This window comes from Pseudomonas canadensis, assembly GCF_030980095.1.
GTDB classification, from domain to species: Bacteria; Pseudomonadota; Gammaproteobacteria; order Pseudomonadales; family Pseudomonadaceae; genus Aquipseudomonas; species Aquipseudomonas canadensis.
This window is the reverse complement of the sequence record NZ_CP133298.1, coordinates 73098-91967: the sequence shown is the minus strand read 5'-3', so window position 1 is coordinate 91967 and position 18870 is coordinate 73098. Positions and strand designations below refer to the sequence as shown.

At 60.2% G+C, this 18870-nt stretch carries 19 protein-coding genes; 8 read left to right on the top strand and 11 right to left on the bottom strand.

What is annotated here, in order from left to right; translation table 11 throughout:
* Nucleotides 1-529: 529 nt before the first annotated feature.
* The 3 genes from RB216_RS00455 to RB216_RS00445 form a co-directional block, all read right to left on the bottom strand.
* Entirely contained in the window at nucleotides 530-997 is a 468-nt protein-coding gene (locus tag RB216_RS00455; protein ID WP_016978799.1) for an inhibitor of vertebrate lysozyme family protein, read from the bottom strand.
* A 2-nt stretch (nucleotides 998-999) separates the two neighbouring features.
* On the bottom strand, nucleotides 1000-1164 hold the full coding sequence (locus RB216_RS00450) for a DUF1328 domain-containing protein (protein ID WP_003170804.1): 165 nt from the start codon (nucleotides 1162-1164) through the stop codon (nucleotides 1000-1002).
* A 77-nt stretch (nucleotides 1165-1241) separates the two neighbouring features.
* Complete coding sequence (locus tag RB216_RS00445) at nucleotides 1242-1526, bottom strand: hypothetical protein (RefSeq protein ID WP_028618658.1); 285 nt, start codon at nucleotides 1524-1526, stop codon at nucleotides 1242-1244.
* A gap of 378 nt (nucleotides 1527-1904) precedes the next feature.
* On the opposite strand from RB216_RS00445, the gene algB reads away from it, so the two are divergent.
* On the top strand, nucleotides 1905-3251 hold the full coding sequence (gene algB / locus RB216_RS00440) for a sigma-54-dependent response regulator transcription factor AlgB (RefSeq protein WP_016978797.1): 1347 nt from the start codon (nucleotides 1905-1907) through the stop codon (nucleotides 3249-3251).
* Between the two features lie 10 nt (nucleotides 3252-3261).
* Nucleotides 3262-5049, top strand: coding sequence for a KinB sensor domain-containing domain (locus RB216_RS00435; RefSeq protein WP_236318435.1), 1788 nt, complete (start codon nucleotides 3262-3264; stop codon nucleotides 5047-5049).
* Here RB216_RS00435 and RB216_RS00430 read toward each other — a convergent pair.
* The 6 genes from RB216_RS00430 to RB216_RS00405 form a co-directional block, all read right to left on the bottom strand.
* A complete protein-coding gene (locus RB216_RS00430; RefSeq protein ID WP_122686963.1) occupies nucleotides 5046-5822 on the bottom strand; it encodes an N-acetylmuramoyl-L-alanine amidase in 777 nt (258 codons plus the stop codon). The genes RB216_RS00435 and RB216_RS00430 overlap by 4 nt on opposite strands.
* An 88-nt stretch (nucleotides 5823-5910) precedes the next feature.
* Nucleotides 5911-7959, bottom strand: a complete 2049-nt coding sequence (locus RB216_RS00425) for a diguanylate cyclase (protein WP_308908180.1) — start codon at nucleotides 7957-7959, stop codon at nucleotides 5911-5913.
* Nucleotides 7956-8834, bottom strand: coding sequence for an endonuclease/exonuclease/phosphatase family protein (locus tag RB216_RS00420; RefSeq protein WP_028618653.1), 879 nt, complete (start codon nucleotides 8832-8834; stop codon nucleotides 7956-7958). Before RB216_RS00420 ends, RB216_RS00425 begins: the two co-directional genes overlap by 4 nt.
* A 10-nt stretch (nucleotides 8835-8844) precedes the next feature.
* A complete protein-coding gene (gene dsbA / locus RB216_RS00415; protein WP_010207835.1) occupies nucleotides 8845-9480 on the bottom strand; it encodes a thiol:disulfide interchange protein DsbA in 636 nt (211 codons plus the stop codon).
* A gap of 168 nt (nucleotides 9481-9648) precedes the next feature.
* Complete coding sequence (locus tag RB216_RS00410) at nucleotides 9649-10260, bottom strand: c-type cytochrome (RefSeq protein WP_016978792.1); 612 nt, start codon at nucleotides 10258-10260, stop codon at nucleotides 9649-9651.
* Nucleotides 10261-10294: 34 nt separating this feature from the next.
* A complete protein-coding gene (locus tag RB216_RS00405) occupies nucleotides 10295-10516 on the bottom strand; it encodes a c-type cytochrome (protein WP_016978791.1) in 222 nt (73 codons plus the stop codon).
* A 192-nt stretch (nucleotides 10517-10708) separates the two neighbouring features.
* Between RB216_RS00405 and yihA the strand changes: the two genes are divergently transcribed.
* A complete protein-coding gene (gene yihA, locus RB216_RS00400) occupies nucleotides 10709-11350 on the top strand; it encodes a ribosome biogenesis GTP-binding protein YihA/YsxC (RefSeq protein WP_028618652.1) in 642 nt (213 codons plus the stop codon).
* 269 nt (nucleotides 11351-11619) lie between these two features.
* Here yihA and polA read toward each other — a convergent pair whose 3' ends face one another.
* Complete coding sequence (gene polA, locus RB216_RS00395) at nucleotides 11620-14397, bottom strand: DNA polymerase I (RefSeq protein WP_028618651.1); 2778 nt, start codon at nucleotides 14395-14397, stop codon at nucleotides 11620-11622.
* A 74-nt stretch (nucleotides 14398-14471) separates the two neighbouring features.
* On the opposite strand from polA, the gene RB216_RS00390 reads away from it, so the two are divergent.
* The gene (locus tag RB216_RS00390; RefSeq protein ID WP_012721523.1) at nucleotides 14472-14762 is read left to right on the top strand and encodes a DUF2782 domain-containing protein; all 291 of its coding nucleotides are present in this window, start codon (nucleotides 14472-14474) and stop codon (nucleotides 14760-14762) included.
* Nucleotides 14763-14818: 56 nt separating this feature from the next.
* A complete protein-coding gene (locus RB216_RS00385; RefSeq protein ID WP_028618650.1) occupies nucleotides 14819-15772 on the top strand; it encodes a homoserine kinase in 954 nt (317 codons plus the stop codon).
* 27 nt (nucleotides 15773-15799) lie between these two features.
* Here the strand turns inward: RB216_RS00385 and znuA are convergent, their stop codons facing one another.
* Nucleotides 15800-16729, bottom strand: a complete 930-nt coding sequence (znuA, locus tag RB216_RS00380; RefSeq protein ID WP_068937340.1) for a zinc ABC transporter substrate-binding protein ZnuA — start codon at nucleotides 16727-16729, stop codon at nucleotides 15800-15802.
* Between the two features lie 58 nt (nucleotides 16730-16787).
* Here znuA and RB216_RS00375 point away from each other — a divergent pair, with 58 nt between their 5' ends.
* From RB216_RS00375 to znuB, 3 genes are read left to right on the top strand one after another with little or no spacing between them, the layout of a single operon-like run.
* A complete protein-coding gene (locus RB216_RS00375) occupies nucleotides 16788-17270 on the top strand; it encodes a Fur family transcriptional regulator (protein WP_028618648.1) in 483 nt (160 codons plus the stop codon).
* Nucleotides 17270-18055 (top strand): zinc ABC transporter ATP-binding protein ZnuC, encoded by a 786-nt coding sequence (gene znuC / locus RB216_RS00370; protein WP_028618647.1) that lies wholly within the window; start codon nucleotides 17270-17272, stop codon nucleotides 18053-18055. The genes RB216_RS00375 and znuC overlap by 1 nt, the downstream gene beginning before the upstream one ends.
* Nucleotides 18048-18836 carry a zinc ABC transporter permease subunit ZnuB gene (gene znuB, locus RB216_RS00365; RefSeq protein ID WP_028618646.1) on the top strand — a complete coding sequence of 263 codons (789 nt, stop codon included), beginning with the start codon at nucleotides 18048-18050 and terminating at the stop codon, nucleotides 18834-18836. Before znuC ends, znuB begins: the two co-directional genes overlap by 8 nt.
* Nucleotides 18837-18870 lie beyond the last annotated feature (34 nt).

Below are 18870 nucleotides of genomic sequence, written 5' to 3'. Positions count from 1 at the left end.
ATGCCGAATCGGCATGGCTTTTTTTCATAATAACTGTCCGAACGGTCAGTTCAAATGTGACATTTTGTCCGACATACATGCCGTGAACCGGCCAAACCCGGCTCGCTCAGAGAATTAGGACGTCTTTCAAGCGCCGGCAAAAATGTCTGGGAATTCCGTCGTTTAGTGTCGGAAATGTCCTATGGGCACCCTCAAATTTTATCGATAGATGGTCGACCGGACATACCAAGAAATGGTTCTGAACAAGCAGAAGGGAAATATTCGGCTAAGGAGGGCATAACAAAAGAGAAATAAGCCCGCCGCAAGTTCAGCAAGCCGTGAGCTTGTGAACCTGCGTCGCAGCTTTTCGCCTGACCCGGCCCTTGCGCAGGCACTCCCTGTGCCCGTAGGTCACGCCGATCCCGATTGATCAGAGCAACCCGACCCCTTGGTCATGCACCGCCCTTGGCGAGCGATGCAAACAGAAAGAAGCGAGAGGCTTCTTTCTATGGACGCAGGCTTCGCAGACGACAGACGCGTCAGACGGAACCTAATACCAATTCGGATCTTTCTTCAGCTGCTCCATGAGCAACTTCTGCATGCCTTCATCCGGCTTACCGATAAAACGGTAATCGGCATGCCGCGTCGGGGATTTGTCCGCCGGAAGACCGGCCGGGACTTCCACCAACATGGCGTAGGCATCTTCCTTGTCGAGGCTGAAGGCAACGATCAGGCGTTTGTTCAGGCACGTGTCAGCGGTTTCGCATAGCGGCCCGACCAAGTACTTGTCGCCATCTTCTTCGACGGCATTCATTTGTTCGGCCGTACCCGACAGGTTCATCACCCATTCCGGCAGGCGTTCTTCTTTCTTCACCACGCCTTGCCAGGTTTCGCGGTATTGCGGGTCCGCACTGAGCAATTCGTTGGCCCGGGATTGGCCGTCATTGGCGGCCATCGCCAAGCCGCTGCCGCCCAGGAGCAGGGCGGCAGCAATAGCTTTAAGGGACAAAGTCGTCATGTTCAGCCTCGGCCGCGACGACCAAAGAAGAAGGAAGCGATGAACATCACCAGGAAGACCACAAACAGAATTTTTGCGATACCCGTGGCGGTGCCCGCGATACCACCGAAGCCCAGGACTGCAGCCACAATGGCGATGATCAGAAACGTGATTGCCCAACTCAACATGGTGATTCTCCTTACGCTTTTATAGGGGTAACAGCGGTAGTGCCGTGCAGCCGCTCAATACAAGCGGCTGTTGGTGCCTAAAACACCCAACGCTCCTGGGATGGCAGTTCACTCAGGGCAGACTCCTGATCAACCATCCGCAATTGCGGGGCTGTTGCATCGGCAGCAACACTGCCAACGGAACGGAAATGGGTTTGGGTCATGGCCGGACGTTCAAACTGGGGGATCTGCTGCTGACTCTGCTGCCAATGTTGCAACTGCTGGCCGCCAATCAGCGTGACCATCAGGGCCAGGCTGGCAAACAGGCCTTGTTGCAAGCGTAGTGGCGATACACGCAATTGGCTGAGGCTTTGGCGAGTCATGCTGCTGTTCTCCCGCATTTTGATTATTCGTTGGGAGAGGTATTGCAGAGTGCATGCCAGCTTTTTTACAAAATAAAACTCAATAAAATCAATGAGTTGAATATTGACGATTGGGTTGACCCCCAGCATCCTGCACGATGCCCGTCTGGGCGCCGTGCGAAATGCACGATGGCCAGCGGTCGGATCAATGGATAGAACACGGAATGAGTGCTGCCGAAGTGGCAAGACGGCATGAAAACGCCATCAGCCGGGGCTTTGTAGGCAACGATGCAGATAGCTGCACGACGCTGCCTTTTATCGATCAGAATAAACCATGCAACTTGCCCGATTATTCCGGGACTAAACACCATCATTCATAGTTTAAGGAGCGCGGGACAGATGGAATCAGCCAAGGAACTTCAAGGCCGTATTCTTTTAGTGGATGACGAATCCGCGATCCTCCGCACCTTCCGTTATTGCCTGGAAGATGAAGGCTACACCGTAGCCACCGCGAACAGCGCCGCTCAGGCCGATGCCTTGATGCAGCGCCAGGTGTTCGACTTATGCTTCCTCGATCTGCGCCTGGGCGAGGACAATGGCCTGGATGTACTGGCCCAGATGCGCATTCAGGCGCCGTGGATGCGTGTTGTGATTGTGACCGCCCACTCTGCAGTCGATACCGCCGTTGATGCGATCCAGGCCGGCGCTGCCGATTATCTGGTCAAGCCTTGCAGCCCTGATCAACTGCGCCTCGCCACCGCCAAGCAGTTGGAAGTACGTCAACTCTCCGCACGCCTCGAAGCCCTTGAAGGCGAAGTGCGCCAGCCGAAAGACGGCCTCGATTCCCACAGCCCTGCAATGATGGTGGTACTGGAAACCGCGCGCCAAGTGGCCGGCACCGATGCCAACATTCTGATCCTGGGCGAATCCGGTACCGGTAAAGGCGAACTCGCCCGCGCCATACACGGCTGGAGCAAGCGCTCGAAAAAATCCTGCGTCACCATCAACTGCCCGTCGCTGACCGCAGAACTGATGGAAAGCGAGTTGTTTGGTCATAGCCGCGGTGCGTTTACCGGCGCCAGCGAAAGTACCTTGGGCCGCGTTAACCAAGCGGACGGCGGCACGCTGTTTCTCGATGAGATCGGCGACTTTCCCCTCACATTGCAACCCAAGTTGCTGCGCTTTATTCAGGATAAGGAATACGAGCGGGTGGGCGATCCGGTCACTCGCCGTGCTGACGTGCGTATCCTGGCAGCCACCAACCTGAATCTGGAAGACATGGTCCGCGACGGCCGCTTCCGCGAAGACTTGTTGTACCGCCTCAATGTCATCACCTTGCACTTGCCGCCGCTGCGCGAGCGCAGTGAGGACATCCTGACCCTGGCCGATCGCTTCCTGGCGCGCTTCGTCAAGGAATACGCCCGACCGGCGCGTGGCTTCAGCGATGAAGCGCGCGAAGCACTGCTCAACTACCGCTGGCCGGGCAATATCCGCGAACTGCGCAACGTGGTGGAGCGCGCCAGTATTATCTGCCCGCAAGAGAAGGTGGAAATCACCCATCTGGGCATGGCCGAACAACCCGGAAACAACGCCCCACGCATTGGCGCGGCGCTCAGCCTGGATCAGTTGGAAAAAGCCCATATCGGCGCCGTGCTCGCCACTAGCGACACCTTGGACCAGGCGGCTCGCACCCTGGGTATCGACGCGTCGACCCTGTACCGCAAACGCAAACAGTACAACCTGTGAGCTGTACCCTATGAAGTTAGCGATGAAGCTGCGCACTCGGTTATTCCTGAGCATCTCAGCGCTGATCACCGTTGCCCTGTTGGGCTTGATCCTGGGCCTGGTGAGCGTCATGCAAATGGCCAAGACCCAGGAGTCCCTGATTCGCAGCAACTTCATCACCCTGGACCTGGGCCTCAAGCTGCGCCAAAGCCTGGGTGATCAGTTGATCATGATGCTGGAGGAGCGCCCCGACCCTGAGGCACTGCAAGCCTCCAAGCAACGCTACTTCGACCTGCTGGACCAGGGCATCGCCCATGAGCAGCGCGACAATCGCGGGACTGGGTTCAGTAAGGCCCGAGGCCAGTATCAGGATCTGCTGGACGCCTTTGACGAATCCCAGCAACCGACGCCTCCTCCAGGCTCCAAGGAAAAGCTCACCGAAACCTTCAATAAGTTGCGCAACGGCCTGATCAACGAACACAAGCAGGCGTTAGAGAACATCAGCAACAGCGAGCACAAATCACGTGAGCGCGCGTTGCTGATCGCCGGCTTGCTGGGCTTGGTGGGGCTTGCAGTGCTGATCATCGGGTTTGTGACCGCCCATGGCATTGCCCGGCGCTTCGGCGGGCCGATCGAAGCTCTGGCCAAAGCCGCCGACAAGATCGGCCAGGGCGATTTCGAGGTCACGCTGCCGATCTCATCCGCAGCAGAAATGAACCAGCTGACACGCCGCTTCGGCATCATGGCCGAAGCGTTGCGCCAGCATCAGGCAACCAATGTCGATGAGTTGCTGGCCGGCCAACAACGTCTGCAAGCTGTACTTGACAGCATCGACGATGGCCTGCTGATGATTGACCGCCAAGGCCGTCTGGAACACCTCAACCCCGTGGCCCAGCGTCAATTGGGCTGGGACGAGGAACGCCTCGGTCAAGGTCTTGGCGAAGCACTGGCACGCCCCGAGCTGGATGAGCAACTGCAACTGGTACTGCGCGGCGGCAACCTGGAGCGGGCACCGGACGATTTGGAAGTGGAAGTGGAAGGCGAGCTGCGCCTGCTGACGTACAGCCTGACCCCGGTGAGCCATACCCAGGGGCATATCCTCGGCGCAGTGATGGTGCTGCACGACGTCACCGAACAACGCGCCTTCGAACGGGTACGCAGCGAGTTCGTATTACGCGCCTCCCATGAGCTGCGTACGCCGGTGACCGGCATGCACATGGCATTCGGGCTGTTTCGCGAGCGTGCGAAGTTCCCGGCCGAGTCCCGTGAAGCGGACTTGCTGGATACGGTCAATGAAGAAATGCAGCGCCTGATGCAGTTGATCAATGATCTGCTGAATTTCTCGCGCTACCAGAACGGTCTGCAGAAGCTAACGCTGGGGCCGTGCGATGTGACTGACCTGCTGGAGCACGCCCGTGCACGCTTCGTAGAGCCGGCCAATGCTCAGAACATCGAATTGCTGGTGGAAGCTCAATCCGACCTGCCTCGGTTGTATGCAGACCAGGCACAGCTTGAGCGGGTGTTGGACAACCTACTGGGCAACGCCCTGCGCCACACGGCGGCGGGTGGGCAGATTCGCCTGCAGGCGCGCCGTCATGGTGAGCGAGTGATTGTCAGCGTCGAGGACAACGGCGAAGGCATCGCTTATGGGCAGCAGGGACGGATCTTCGAACCCTTTGTCCAAGTGGGCCGCAAGAAAGGCGGCGCCGGCCTGGGCCTGGCGCTTTGCAAGGAAATCGTGCAACTGCACGGCGGCCGCATGGGCGTGTATTCGCGGCCGGGGCAGGGCACTCAGTTTTATATGGCGTTGCCGCTTTAAGTTCGATTCAACGCACGCAGGATTGCGGCACTCTCCGCATCCGGTGTGCCGTCAAACAGCGACGGCCGGAAATGCATCTGGAACGCCGCAATGACATGGCGCGTGGCGACATCCAGCTCCCCGGTCTGAGGCGTCTGGTAACCCAAACGGGCCAATTCTTCCTGGAACCAGGTAATGCTCGGTAGCTCCGCCGCGTATTGCATCTGGAACCGCGCAACAGCCTGGGCATTCGGCCACACGCCCAACCCTTCATCGGCCAGGCGTTTCCAAGGGAACAATGGGCCCGGGTCCAGCTTGCGCAACGGTGCGATGTCACTGTGGCCAATGATGTTCTTGGGGTCGATGCCGTTGCGCTTGCTGATGTCCTTGAGCAATACCACCAGAGATTTAACCTGCGCTTCGGAGTACGGGTACCACAAGCGGCCGGTCGGGGTGTCCTTGTAGCCAGGGTTCACGATCTCGATACCGATGGAGCTGGAGTTGAGCCAGGTGCGGCCCATCCATTCGCTTTCGCCGGCATGCCAGGCGCGCTGGCTTTCATCCACCAGCTTGTAGATGGTGCCGGAGGCGTCGTCGCCGATCAGGTAATGGCTGCTGACCTGGCCGTGCGTAAGCAATGCCAGGGAGCGTTCAAGGTTGGTGGAGGTGTAGTGGACAATCACGAACTGCACGCGGTTGTCGTGGTTCACCGAAGGATGGCTGGTGTCCAGGCGCAGGCCGCTGGCACAACCTGCGAGCAGAAGAAATACAAAGGCGAAGTACAAAGATTTCATGGCGGAAGACATTACACTGAAGACGATAATGCAACAGTGTAACGTACCCTTTGTGACCCCACCGTCAAATTACAAAATGGAACATCTTTTAGGCGGCCTGCACCTGGTTCCGTCCCGCCGCCTTGGCCCGGTACAGCGCCTCATCGGCACGTTTGAGCGCCAGGTCACTGCGCTCTCCCGGCTGGAACTGCGCTACCCCCATTGAAACGGTGATAGTCACCGGTTCGCCCTTGAAGTGAAAAGGGCACGCTTCAATCGCTGCGCGCAACACTTCGCCCGCCGCCAGCGCATCCGACAGAGATGAGTTTGGCATCAGCAACACAAACTCTTCCCCGCCAAAACGCGCGATAAAGTCGCTCGGACGCAGGCGCTTGCGCAGCACGTTGGCGATGATCTTCAGTACCTTATCGCCGGCCAAATGGCCGTAACCATCGTTGATGCGCTTGAAATGATCCAGGTCCAGCATCGCCAGCGACAGGTTGTTGCCGCGCTGATGCCAGGTGTTGACCTCCTGATCCAGGCGTTCACTCCAGGCCGCGCGGTTGGGCAGCCCGGTGAGCGGATCGATCAGGGCCTTCTGGCGCTGCACCTCCAGGTGCTCGCGGTAGCCCTGGGCTTCCTGCTCCATATTGGCAACACGCTCGGCCAAGCCTTTCAGACGCGCTGCCGTTTCCTGCTCGCGCTGGTCACGCTGCTGCTGGTGCTCATCCATTGTGCCCAGCAGGCCTTCGAGGTGGCTTTCCAGCACGTGCTTGAGGCTGTCCAAGTCGGCAGCTTCCTGCACGCTGCTTTGCAGGCCATCGACCTGTTCGCGGATCTGCGTGTCCAGCTCGCGGGCGGCAGAACGACTGTCGGCGTGTCCGTCGCTGGCGACCTGCAAGTGCCCCTGGAAGGCTTCAAGCCGCTCGTTGAGCTGCTTGAGATATGCCTCGAACTCATGCTGACCACTGTCGGTGATCGCCAGCATCAATACGGCCAGGTCGTCGAGGATCGGCAGCAGTTCGTACCAGTTCAGACCGTGGGCCAGGCGCTCGCGCATGGCTTCGGCCTGGGGACGGTGGCGCTCGGGCAGCGAGAGTTCCTCCAGCAAGCCGAGCAGGGTGTCCTCGATGTGCTTGGCCACGGAGCTGTAGGATGGTTCGGGCGAGTCGGGCAAGGCATAGGCGCCATCCGCTTGCAGCTCGTCGGGATCTGGCTCTTCGACCTCCAGCACCGGAGGCAGCGACAGACTACCGATGACGGTCTCATCCGGCGCTTCGACCTGAACCTCAGGCATTTCGATGAAGGCGGCGAGCGCGCTTTCCGGCGCAGGCTCTTCGACTTGAGCCTCGGGCTCGACCCGCGCTACTGGCGTTTCAATGGGTGCGGCTTGAGGCGGGGCCTCGTAGACGAAGGTTTCGCTGGAGGGCTCGGCCAGCTTGGCGGGCGCTACGGGCTCACTGACAGGGGCAAGCGTTTCTTGAGGCTGCGGCGCAAAGGCGCGCAACGCTTGCGTCAGTTCCTCGGATTGCTCGGGCGGCTGTGGCTCGGCATCCGCAGGCTTGGCTACCGCAGGCTGCGGGGCCGGGCGGGGCGTCGGTTCATTTTCCACCGCCTCGTTCACGACTTCTTTGGAGCCAAACAAGCGCTGCAAAAGCCCTGGCCCCGGACGCGGGGTTTCGCCGTCCGGCTCCAGGTTGTTCAACGCCTGGCCTTGCAGGCCACTCAATTCGCTGAGCAGCAAGGGAATCTCGCGCGCCTGGCTGACTCGGCCGTCTAGCTGCTTGGCGAACGTCTTCAGCGGACGGGCCACTTCACGCGGTAGCGGCAGCTTTTGCAGTTGCGTGACCAGGGACGTCAGCGCCGTGCTGATCTGGTCCACCCGGGTTTCACGGCGCTGTTCCGAATCCAGCACGGCCTTTTCCAGGCGCGGCAGCAAGGCGGCAAGGGCGGCGTCCATATCATCGGTGCGGACAACGTCGCGCATTTCTTTCATGCATTGATCGACCGCGCGGTCGGTGCCCTCAGCGGCCAGGGTGCTGCGCACCAGCCCACGGCGCAGCAGGTCGAGGCGGGCCGCCCAACGGCGTTCGAGCTTTTCTTGTTGCTCGATGCTTTTAAGGTATTTTTCTTTCCAGCGCTGGGCGTCGTCGCTCATGCAAGAGGTCCGCGAGGGCCGGAACTCAACGCGGGCAACGCATCAGCCGTGAGCGACCCCGGCAGACGAATCTCTACCGCGACCGGCAGGTGATCGGAGATGGGCTGCGCCAGCACCTGCACACTTTCAAGTGTGAGGGTAGGACTGAGCAGGATATGGTCAAGACAGCGTTGCGGGCGCCAGCTGGGGAACGTGGCTTCGGCTTGTGGCGCCAGTAGCCCGAGGTCGCGCAACGGAGAATTCTGCAACAGATCGCTGGCGTGGGTGTTCATGTCCCCCATCAGCACCTGATGTTTGTAATTGCCGATCAGCTCTCGGATGTAGGCCAGTTGCAGGGTGCGGGTGCGGGCACCCAGCGCCAGGTGCATCATCACCACCACCAAGGCTTCCGGGCCTTCGCCAAACCGTACGAGGATCGCGCCCCGGCCCTTGGGGCCTGGCAGCGGGTGATCTTCGATGGCGGAGGGTTTCAAGCGGCTGAGCACGCCATTGCTGTGCTGCGCCAGGCGCCCGAGGTTGCGATTGAGTTGCTGGTACCAGTAGGGAAAGGCACCCAGCTGGGCCAGGTGTTCGACCTGGTTGATGTAACCGGAGCGCATGCTGCCGCCGTCGGCTTCCTGCAGGGCAACCAGATCGAAGTCGCTCAACAGGTTGCCGATCTTCTGCAGGTTGCCAGCTCGACCGTTGTGGGGCAGCAGGTGCTGCCAGCCACGGGTGAGGTAATGCCGGTACTTCTCGGTACTGATACCCACCTGGATATTGAAGCTCAGCAGACGCAGGCGGCTGTCTGCCGGCAGGCCTGTGGATTCCAGGTGATGTTCGTTGACCTGCGGGTCATGCAGGCCAACCACACGTTCGGTACCCCAGCGACGCATGACAGGCCCCTTACTTGGCTGCGCGCTCTTTGGCGATCAGCTGGTCGGCAACATTGAGGGTCTGCTCAGGACCACCGGAGGTGCCCAGGTCGAAACGGTATTTGCCGTTGACGATCATGGTCGGAACGCCTTGCACGCCGTACTTCTGCGCCAGCTCTTTGGCCTGTTTGATCTGGCCCTGGATGGCGAAGGAGTTGAAGGTGGCCAGGAACTTGTCCTTGTCGACACCTTGGGTGGCCACGAAGTCAGCCATTTCGTCTGGCTTGGTCAGGCGCTTGCCCTGTTTCTGGATCGCATCGAATACTGCGTTGTGGACCTTGTGCTCCACACCCATGGCTTCCAGGGTCAGGAACAGCTGGCCGTGGGCATCCCATGGGCCGCCGAACATGGCGGGGATACGTCTGAAGTTGACGTCCTTAGGCAGTTTCTCAACCCATGGGTTGATGGTCGGCTCAAAGGCGTAGCAATGCGGGCAGCCGTACCAGAACAGCTCCACTACTTCGATCTTGCCGGGCTCCGAAACCGGAACCGGGTTAGCCAATTCAACATAGGTTTTACCGGCTTCAAGCGGCACGTCGGCAGCTTGTGCGGTCATGCCGAAGAGGCTGGCAGTGACGAGAGCGGCGCTGAGGATCAGATTACGCATGCTTTACTCCTGGACAAATAAAGTCGCCTCACGCGACCTTTGTTGTGACAGGTCTACGCGGGCATGAGTTCGTTAGTGTAACGGTAGCGGCCACAAAAAAGGGCAGCCTAAGCCACCCTTTTTATGCTTGCATCGATGGATTAATCGAGCGTTAACGTAGTGTGCATCTCAGTGCAGGCCCTGGATGTAGCTGGAGACCGCCGCGATGTCTTCATCACTCAGCTTGCGAGCAATGGTGCGCATGATTGCCGCGTCGCCATCGTTGGCACGCCCGGCCTCTTCCTTGCGGAAATCGGTCAACTGCTTGGCGATATAGGTGGCGTGCTGGCCGCTCAGGTGCGGGAAGCCGGCGGCGGCGATGCCCGCGCCATTGGGCGAGTGGCAACCGGTGCAGGCAGGCAGGCCTTTTTCCAGGTCACCGCCACGGAACAGTTTCTCGCCACGGGCGACCAATTTCGGATCAGCAGCTCCCACGCTGCCCTTCTGGCTGGCAAAATACGCCGCGATGTCTGCCAGGTCCTGATCGCTGAGGTTGGTCAACAAGCCGGTCATTTCCAGGACCGTGCGCTTGCCGGACTTGATATCCTGCATCTGCTTGGTCAGGTAACGTTCGCCCTGGCCGGCCAGTTTGGGGAAGTTCGGCGCCGGGCTGTTACCATCCGGTCCATGGCAAGCACCACATACGGCGGCTTTCGCCTGGCCCGCTGTAGCGTCGCCTGCAGCATGGGCAACACCGGTGATGCCCAAGGTCAACAGCAGACTCACGATCAGTTTGTTCATCAGCTAATCCAACTACGGCTAAGGGGTTTAAGAGTTATCTACCGGGTTTACTCACCATCAATTGAATGACGGCCTGGTAATCCTCAGTACTGCAGTCCATGCACAAACCACGCGGCGGCATTGCCTTGAAACCCTGGGTCACGTGCTGCACCAGCGTGTCCACGCACACTCGGTTGTACACCGCTTCCGGATCCTGTGTAGCCTGAGCGCCGTAAAGCGGGACCAGGACACCGATAGCGAGCAACCACTTGGTCATACGTCGACCATTTCAGGGTTTGAGAGCGTTTTGCGTTCTAATGCGCAATAAAGGTCTATCGCTCCCGTGAACTTCATCCTTCGCTGGGACAAAGCACACACAAAATCTGCGGCATTATATACTGGCGCTACTGAAACGGAAACGACACCGCTTGCCGCACCCTTTTTCGGCACCGCCCACATCGGAAATCTCATGCAACTCAAGAATCCCATCCTCGGTCTGTGCCAACAGTCCACGTTCATGCTCAGCGCCGCCAAAGTTGACCAATGCCCCGATGACGAAGGCTTTGAAGTCGCCTTTGCCGGCCGCTCCAACGCTGGCAAGTCCAGCGCGCTGAACACCCTGACCCACGCCAGCCTGGCACGCACCTCGAAAACCCCGGGCCGCACGCAACTCCTCAATTTCTTCAAGCTAGACGATGATCGGCGTCTGGTCGACCTGCCGGGCTACGGATACGCAAAAGTACCTATCCCGTTGAAGCTGCACTGGCAGCGTCACCTAGAGGCTTACCTGGGTGGCCGCGAGAGTTTGAAGGGTTTGATTCTGATGATGGACATCCGCCATCCGATGACCGACTTCGACCTGTTGATGCTCGACTGGGCCGTCGCCAGCGGCATGCCAATGCACATCCTGCTGACCAAGGCCGACAAGCTGACCTACGGCGCAGCCAAGAACACCCTGCTCAAAGTGCAGTCCGACATCCGCAAAGGTTGGGGTGATGCGATCACTATCCAGCTGTTCTCGGCGCCCAAACGCATGGGCCTGGAAGAGGCTTACACGGTGCTGGCAGGCTGGATGGAATTGGCAGACAAGGGCGCAGAACTGGCCGAGTAACTTTTCTGCAGGCAAAAAAAACCCCGGACTTCTTATGGGGAGGGGAAGTTCGGGGTTCAAGTTCCGGACCGCTAGGGCGGGGTCCAGATATCTGCCAACACTTAACACAACATAGGAGCATTGAAGGGCTTCACCACCCATTCAGTAACTCTGAGTAGCAGTTCACGGGTTAAGTTCCGGCAGGTTCGAAAAACTATTTGAAATAACCGACGGCGATTTCCGGACTAAAGCACTCTGCCAGCACGCAAGGTGATGGCAGAGTCCCAGACTCAGTGCGCTTCGTCCCAGTTGTTGCCCACGCCCACTTCCACCAGCAGCGGTACATCCAACTGCGCGGCAGCGCTCATATGCTCGCGAATCTTCTCGCTGACCTGCGCTACCAGATCCTCACGCACCTCCAGCACCAGTTCATCGTGCACCTGCAGGATCACCTTGGCATCCAAGCCTGAGTCGGTCAGCCAATTGTCCACCCGCACCATGGCTTTCTTGATGATGTCCGCCGCTGTGCCCTGCATCGGCGCATTGATCGCGGTACGTTCTGCCGCTGCGCGCTCTTGGGGCTTATTGGAGTTGATGTCCGGCAAGTACAGGCGGCGGCCGAAGAACGTCTCGACATAACCCTGATCAGCCGCCTGGGCGCGGGTGCGCTCCATGTACTCGCGAACCCCGGGATAACGGGCGAAATACACATCGATATACGCCTTGGCCGTCTTGGTATCGACGCCAATGTCCTTGCCCAGCTTCTGCGCACCCATGCCATAGATCAGGCCGAAGTTGATCGCCTTGGCGCTGCGGCGTTGATCCGAAGTGACCTCGCCCAGTTCAACCTTGAACACTTCTGCCGCCGTGGCGGTGTGCACGTCCAGGTTGTCGCGGAAGGCGTTCATCAGGCCTTCGTCCTTGGACAGGTGCGCCATGATCCGCAGTTCGATCTGCGAGTAGTCCGCCGCCAACATTTTGTAGCCCTTGGGCGCGACGAACGCCTGGCGGATCCGCCGCCCTTCGGCGGTACGCACCGGGATGTTCTGCAGGTTCGGATCACTGGAGGACAACCGCCCGGTCGCCGCCACCGCCTGGTGATAGGACGTGTGGATGCGCCCGGTGCGCGGGTTGATCTGCTCCGGCAGGCGATCGGTGTAGGTACTTTTCAGCTTGCTCATGCTGCGGTACTGCATCAGCACCTTGGGCAGCGGGTAGTCATCTTCGGCCAGCTTGGCCAGCACTTCTTCAGCCGTGGATGCTTGGCCCTTGCCGGTTTTTTTCAGTACCGGCAGGCCGAGTTTCTCGTAAAGGATCGCGCCGAGCTGTTTGGGCGAGCCCAGGTTGAACTCCTCGCCAGCGATCTCGAACGCCTGGCGCTCCAGTTCGACCATCTTGTTGCCCAACTCGATGCTCTGGATGCCCAGCAAATCCTTGTCGACCAGCGCGCCTTGGCGCTCGATACGGGCCAGCACCGGCACCAACGGGATTTCGATATCCGTGAGCACACTCGCCAGGCTTGGGATGGCGGCCAGTTGCGCAAACAACGCCTGATGCAGGCGCAAGGTGATATCGGCGTCTTCTGCCGCATACGGGCCAGCCTGCTCCAGCGCGATCTGGTCGAACGTCAGCTGCTTGGCGCCTTTGCCGGCGATGTCCTGGAAAGCGACAGTGTCGTAGTCCAAGTACTTCTTGGCCAGGCTGTCCATGTCGTGGCGGGTGGCCGTGGAATTGAGCACATAGGATTCGAGCATGGTGTCGAAGGCGATGCCGCGTACTGTTATGCCGTGCGCCGGGTCGCCACCGATGGCGCAGTTGGCCAGGATGTTCATGTCGAACTTGGCATGCTGGCCGACCTTGAGCTTGGTCGGGTCTTCCAGCAGCGGCTTGAGGGCCAGCAGTACGGTGTCGCGATCCAACTGCTCCGGCGCGCCAATGTAGGAATGGGTCAGCGGGATATAGGCCGCTTCGTGGGGCTGGACGGCGAAGGACACGCCGACCAACTGCGCCTGTTGGGCGTCGATACCGGTGGTTTCGGTGTCGAAAGCGAACAACTTCGCGTCGTTGAGCTTTTTCAGCCAGACATCGAAGGTCGCTTGGTCGAGGATAGTGGTGTAGCTCGCCTCTGTCGGCGCCACTGCCTCAACGACTTCCTCAGCAACAGGTGCCGCCTTGAGCTCCACACGCTTGGCGTCGCGCTGGATTTCATCAAACCAGCTCTTGAACTCCAGCAGCGTATACAGCTCCAGCAGCTTCTCGCGATCCGGCTCGATCAGGTGCAAGTCATCCAGGCCCACATCCAGCGGCACATCACACTTGATCGTCGCCAACTGGTAGGAAAGAAACGCACTCTCGCGATGTTCTTCCAGCTTGGCCGGCAGCGTCTTGGCGCCACGGATAGGCAGGGTCGGCACGATATCCAGCTGTTCATAAAGCTCTTTGATGCCACCGTTCACACCGACGAGCAAGCCGGAAGCAGTCTTGGGACCAATGCCCGGAACGCCTGGAATGTTGTCGGACGAATCCCCCATCAGCGCCAGGTAGTCGATGATCTGCTCCGGAGCGACGCCGAATTTCTCCTTTACGCCGTCGATATCCATCGAACTACCGGTCATGGTGTTGACCAAGGTAATGTGCCCGTCGACCAACTGCGCCATGTCCTTGTCACCGGTCGAGATCACCACCGGGCGGTTGGCAGCCGCGCTGCTGCGCGCCAGGGTGCCAATCACGTCATCGGCTTCGACGCCTTCGACGCAGAGCAACGGGAAACCCAGGGCGATCACGCTCTGGTGCAGGGGCTCGATCTGCAGGCGCATGTCATCGGGCATGCTCGGGCGGTTGGCCTTGTATTCGGCGTACATGTCATCGCGAAAGGTCCCACCCTTTGCGTCAAAAACCACCGCGAACGGGCTGCCCGGATACTGCTTGCGCAGGCTCTTGAGCATGTTCAACACGCCCTTGACCGCACCGGTGGGCAGGCCTTTGGAGGTGGTCAGCGGTGGCAACGCGTGGAACGCGCGGTACAAATAAGAAGAACCGTCCACCAGGACGAGGGGTGCTTGGCTCATGAGCAGAATCAACCTTTTCGGCGGGTCAGGCGCTAGAATAGCCGGACCAATGACGACAAAGGGACAAGGTTATCATGCGTACATTCAATCGCCTGCTGTTGACCGGCTTGATTGCACTCGCTCCGATGGCTGCCATGGCGGCAGACGATGCGCCTGGAGGCGATCCGGAAGTGACCATTCGCACGGAAGGCGACAAGACCATCCAGGAGTACCGTCAGAACGGTTTCCTGTATGCGATCAAGGTAACGCCGAAGGGCGCGCCTCCGTATTTCCTGGTGCGCGCGGATGGAACCGATGCGAACTTCATCCGCTCTGACCAGCCGGATATGCTGATCCCGTCATGGAAGATTTTCGAATGGAAATGATTTCTTAACTTAAATTGGCGCCGCGCACTGCGGCGCCCGTACTGGCAGTTTTAACCATGTCTGTGTTCACCCCCCTGGCTCGGCCCGAGCTGGAAACCTTTCTCGCCCCTTACGGCCTCGGCCGCCTGATCGACTTCCAGGGGATTGCCGCCGGTAGTGAAAACACCAATTTCTTTATCAGCCTGGAGCAGGGCGAGTTCGTCCTGACCCTGGTTGAACGCGGTCCGGTCGCGGAAATGCCGTTCTTCATTGAACTGCTCGACGTGCTCCACGACGCCGACCTGCCCGTGCCCTACGCCCTGCGCACCACCGACGGCGTGGCCTTGCGCGAGCTGAAAGGCAAGCCGGCACTGCTGCAACCGCGCCTGGCCGGCAAGCACATCAAGGATGCCAACGCCCAGCACTGCGCCCAGGTGGGTGACCTGCTGGGTCATCTGCACCTGGCAACACAGGGCGAGAAGGTGCTGGAGCGTAAAACCGATCGGGGCCTGGACTGGATGCTCAGCGAAGGCGCGCAGTTGATTTCGCACTTGGACGACGCACAACAGCGTCTGCTGCAGGATGCGCTGAGTGAGATCGAAGCCCACAAGGCCCAGATCCTCGCCCTGCCGCGCGCCAACGTCCACGCCGACCTGTTCCGTGACAACGCGATGTTCGAAGGCACGCACCTTACAGGCTTGATCGACTTCTACAACGCCTGCTCTGGGCCAATGCTCTATGACGTGGCGATCGCCTTGAATGACTGGTGCTCGGACGCCGATGGCGTGATTGATGGGCAACGCGCACGGGCATTGCTGGGAGCCTATGCGGGCCTGCGACCGTTTACCGCCAAGGAAGCCGAGTTGTGGCCGACGATGCTGCGCGTGGCCTGTGTGCGGTTTTGGTTGTCACGCCTGATCGCGGCGGAGTCGTTTGCCGGGCAGGACGTGTTGATCCATGACCCGGCGGAGTTCGAGCATCGGCTGGTGCAGCGTCAGCACGTGACTGTGCAACTGCCCTTCGCACTCTAACCTTTGTAGGAGCCGGCTTGCCGGCTCCTACAAGGACTCCAGGCAACCCGCCAAGTCATTACCCAACTTCTCCAACACCTGCTCATAACCCTGAGCGGTAGCCGGGGTATACCCGCCCAACGCATCCAACTCCGCCAGCTTCACCGGCAAACCGGAGACCAGTGTTTCAGCCAGGCGCGGACGCAACGGCGGCTCGCTGAACACGCAGGTCTTGCCCACTTCCTGCAAACGCGTACGCATCGCCGCTACATGCTGGGCACCAGGTTGTACCTCAGCAGCTACGCTGAAAACGCCGGTGTGCTTGAGGCCGTAAGCGTCTTCGAAGTAATCGAAGGCTTCGTGGAACACGAAGTAAGGCTTGCCATCGATCGGCGCCAGGCGGGCTTTCAGGCGAGCGTCCAGCGCATCGAGGCGCTCTTCGAAGGCCTTAGCGTTGCTCTGATAACGCGCGGCATTGGCCGGGTCGGCGGCAGCCAGGTCAGCCGCCATGCGCGCAGCAATCACCCGAGCATTCACCGTCGACAACCACAAGTGCGCATCCAGGCTGCCCGGGCGGTGATCGTGGTCGTGTTCGTCGGCTTCATCGGCGTGTGAGTGGCTATCTTCGGCAAAACGACGCAGCTTCATGCCTGGCAGATCCTGCACTGCCACTGTCGCGGCCGTACGACCTTTCAGCACGCGCGGCAGGAAACTCTCCATATCCGGGCCGATCCAGTACAACAGGTCCACCGACTGCACGCGCCGTACGTCGGATGGACGCAGCGCATAGTTATGCGGCGACGCACCCGGCGGCAATAAAACCTCAGGAACGGCTACTCCGTCCTGCACAGCTGCGGCAATCAGTTGCAACGGTTTGATGCTGGTCAGCACTTTGACCTCGGCCTGAGCGGCGCTCGCGATGAACAAACTGGTGACAAATACGACAAAAACGGGAAAAAGTCGGGACACGATGACCACTCAATGGCGTAGGAACGGGTAACATAATAACGTCTCTATCAAATGTCTGCCGCCGCTCATGCCTAAAACACCGCTTGCCAGCCGTCCCCACGACCACTCTCACTGCGTGCATACCGCGCTGTCGGAGGCCGATACCCTGTGCACACAGAAGGGTCTGCGCCTGACCGCCTTGCGTCGCCGCGTGCTGGAACTGGTGTGGCAGAGCCACAAGCCGTTGGGCGCCTACGACATCCTGGGCGTGCTCAGTGAGCAGGATGGCCGCCGCGCCGCGCCGCCAACCGTGTACCGTGCGCTCGACTTCTTGCTGGAAAACGGCCTGGTGCACCGTATCGCTTCGTTGAACGCCTTTGTCGGTTGTAGCCACCCGGAACACGCGCACCAGGGCCAGTTCCTGATCTGCCGCGAGTGCCACGCCGCCATCGAGCTTGAACAAAAAAGCATCAGCGACGCCATTATCAAGAGCTCTGCCGACGTCGGCTTCCGGGTCGAAGGGCAAACGGTCGAAGTGGTCGGCCTGTGCGCGGGCTGCCAGGGGGCTTGATGAGCAACGCGTTAATCCGCCTGGAACAGGTCGGGGTCACGTTCGCCGGGCAAGCCGTGTTGGATAACATCGCGCTAAGCGTCGAGCCTGGGCAGATCGTCACCCTGATCGGCCCCAACGGCGCCGGCAAGACCACCCTGGTGCGCGCCGTACTCGGCCTGCTCAAGCCCGACACCGGCAGTGTGTGGCGCAAGCCCAAGCTGCGGGTCGGCTACATGCCGCAGAAGCTGCACGTGGACCCGACCCTGCCACTGTCCGTGTTGCGCTTCCTGCGCCTGGTGCCGGGCGTGGACCGTGCCCGCGCGCAAGCGGCGCTCAAAGAAGTCGGCGCCGAGCAGGTAATCGACAGCCCGGTGCAAAGTATCTCCGGCGGCGAAATGCAGCGCGTGCTGCTGGCCCGTGCCTTGTTGCGCGAGCCGGAACTGCTGGTGCTGGATGAGCCCGTGCAAGGCGTCGACGTCGCCGGCCAGGCCGAGCTGTACAGCCTGATCACCCGTCTGCGCGACCGCCATGGCTGCGGCGTGTTGATGGTGTCCCACGATTTGCACCTGGTGATGAGCACCACCGACCAGGTGGTGTGCCTCAACCGTCACGTGTGCTGCTCTGGCCACCCGGAACAAGTCAGCGGCGACCCGGCCTTCGTCGAGCTGTTCGGCAAGAACGCCCAGAGCCTGGCGATCTACCACCACCATCACGACCACGCCCATGACCTGCATGGCGCCGTGGTCGACGATCCCGCAACACCTCATACCCACGTTCATGGAGATAGCTGCAAGCATGGCTGATTTTCTGCTCTACGCCCTGCTGGCAGGCTTGGCTTTGGCGTTGGTGGCGGGCCCATTGGGTTCGTTCGTGGTGTGGCGACGCATGGCCTATTTTGGCGACACGTTGTCACATGCCGCGCTCTTGGGCGTCGCCATGGGCTTTTTGCTGGATGTCAGCCCGACTATTGCGGTAACCGTGGGCTGCCTGCTGCTGGCGGTATTGCTGGTGACCCTGCAACAGCGCCAGCCGCTGGCCTCCGACACCTTGCTGGGCATCCTGGCACCCAGCACGCTGTCACTGGGCCTGGTGGTGCTGAGCTTCATGCATGAAGTGCGCATCGACCTGATGGCCTACCTGTTCGGCGACCTGCTGGCAATCAGCACCACTGATCTTGCGTGGATCCTAGGTGGCAGCGCGGCCGTGCTGGTCTTGCTGGTGGCCCTGTGGCGACCGTTGCTGGCAATCACCGTGCATGAAGAACTGGCCACGGTGGAAGGCTTGCCCGTGCCAAGCCTGCGCATGGCCCTGATGTTGTTGATCGCCGTGGTGATTGCTGTCGCGATGAAGATTGTCGGCGTATTGTTGATCACATCGCTGCTGATCATTCCCGCAGCCGCCGCCCAGCGCCATGCCCGTTCGCCGGAGCAGATGGCGGTCGGCGCCAGTGTGCTGGGGATGCTTGCCGTGTGCGGGGGCCTGGCGCTGTCCTGGTTCAAGGACACGCCAGCCGGGCCATCGATTGTGGTCACGGCCGCCGCCCTGTTTCTGCTGAGTTTTGTCCTGCCCCGTCGAGGGGTGTAGACTTGCTCGCTTTTTGCGCAAATAGAGAGTCGCA

What these genes read in the sequence shown, in the direction of transcription:
- RB216_RS00450 (WP_003170804.1), bottom strand. Translation starts at nt 1,164, where the DNA reads ATGTTGAGTTGGGCAATCACGTTTCTGATCATCGCCATTGTGGCTGCA.
- RB216_RS00425 (WP_308908180.1), bottom strand. Translation starts at nt 7,959, where the DNA reads ATGAGCGACGACGCCCAGCGCTGGAAAGAAAAATACCTTAAAAGCATC.
- RB216_RS00375 (WP_028618648.1), top strand. Translation starts at nt 16,788, where the DNA reads ATGCCTAAAACACCGCTTGCCAGCCGTCCCCACGACCACTCTCACTGC.
- RB216_RS00420 (WP_028618653.1), bottom strand. Translation starts at nt 8,834, where the DNA reads ATGCGTCGCTGGGGTACCGAACGTGTGGTTGGCCTGCATGACCCGCAG.
- RB216_RS00390 (WP_012721523.1), top strand. Translation starts at nt 14,472, where the DNA reads ATGCGTACATTCAATCGCCTGCTGTTGACCGGCTTGATTGCACTCGCT.
- znuC (WP_028618647.1), top strand. Translation starts at nt 17,270, where the DNA reads ATGAGCAACGCGTTAATCCGCCTGGAACAGGTCGGGGTCACGTTCGCC.
- RB216_RS00435 (WP_236318435.1), top strand. Translation starts at nt 3,262, where the DNA reads ATGAAGTTAGCGATGAAGCTGCGCACTCGGTTATTCCTGAGCATCTCA.
- RB216_RS00455 (WP_016978799.1), bottom strand. Translation starts at nt 997, where the DNA reads ATGACGACTTTGTCCCTTAAAGCTATTGCTGCCGCCCTGCTCCTGGGC.
- RB216_RS00385 (WP_028618650.1), top strand. Translation starts at nt 14,819, where the DNA reads ATGTCTGTGTTCACCCCCCTGGCTCGGCCCGAGCTGGAAACCTTTCTC.
- polA (WP_028618651.1), bottom strand. Translation starts at nt 14,397, where the DNA reads ATGAGCCAAGCACCCCTCGTCCTGGTGGACGGTTCTTCTTATTTGTAC.
- RB216_RS00410 (WP_016978792.1), bottom strand. Translation starts at nt 10,260, where the DNA reads ATGAACAAACTGATCGTGAGTCTGCTGTTGACCTTGGGCATCACCGGT.
- znuB (WP_028618646.1), top strand. Translation starts at nt 18,048, where the DNA reads ATGGCTGATTTTCTGCTCTACGCCCTGCTGGCAGGCTTGGCTTTGGCG.
- dsbA (WP_010207835.1), bottom strand. Translation starts at nt 9,480, where the DNA reads ATGCGTAATCTGATCCTCAGCGCCGCTCTCGTCACTGCCAGCCTCTTC.
- yihA (WP_028618652.1), top strand. Translation starts at nt 10,709, where the DNA reads ATGCAACTCAAGAATCCCATCCTCGGTCTGTGCCAACAGTCCACGTTC.
- algB (WP_016978797.1), top strand. Translation starts at nt 1,905, where the DNA reads ATGGAATCAGCCAAGGAACTTCAAGGCCGTATTCTTTTAGTGGATGAC.
- RB216_RS00445 (WP_028618658.1), bottom strand. Translation starts at nt 1,526, where the DNA reads ATGACTCGCCAAAGCCTCAGCCAATTGCGTGTATCGCCACTACGCTTG.
- RB216_RS00405 (WP_016978791.1), bottom strand. Translation starts at nt 10,516, where the DNA reads ATGACCAAGTGGTTGCTCGCTATCGGTGTCCTGGTCCCGCTTTACGGC.
- RB216_RS00430 (WP_122686963.1), bottom strand. Translation starts at nt 5,822, where the DNA reads ATGAAATCTTTGTACTTCGCCTTTGTATTTCTTCTGCTCGCAGGTTGT.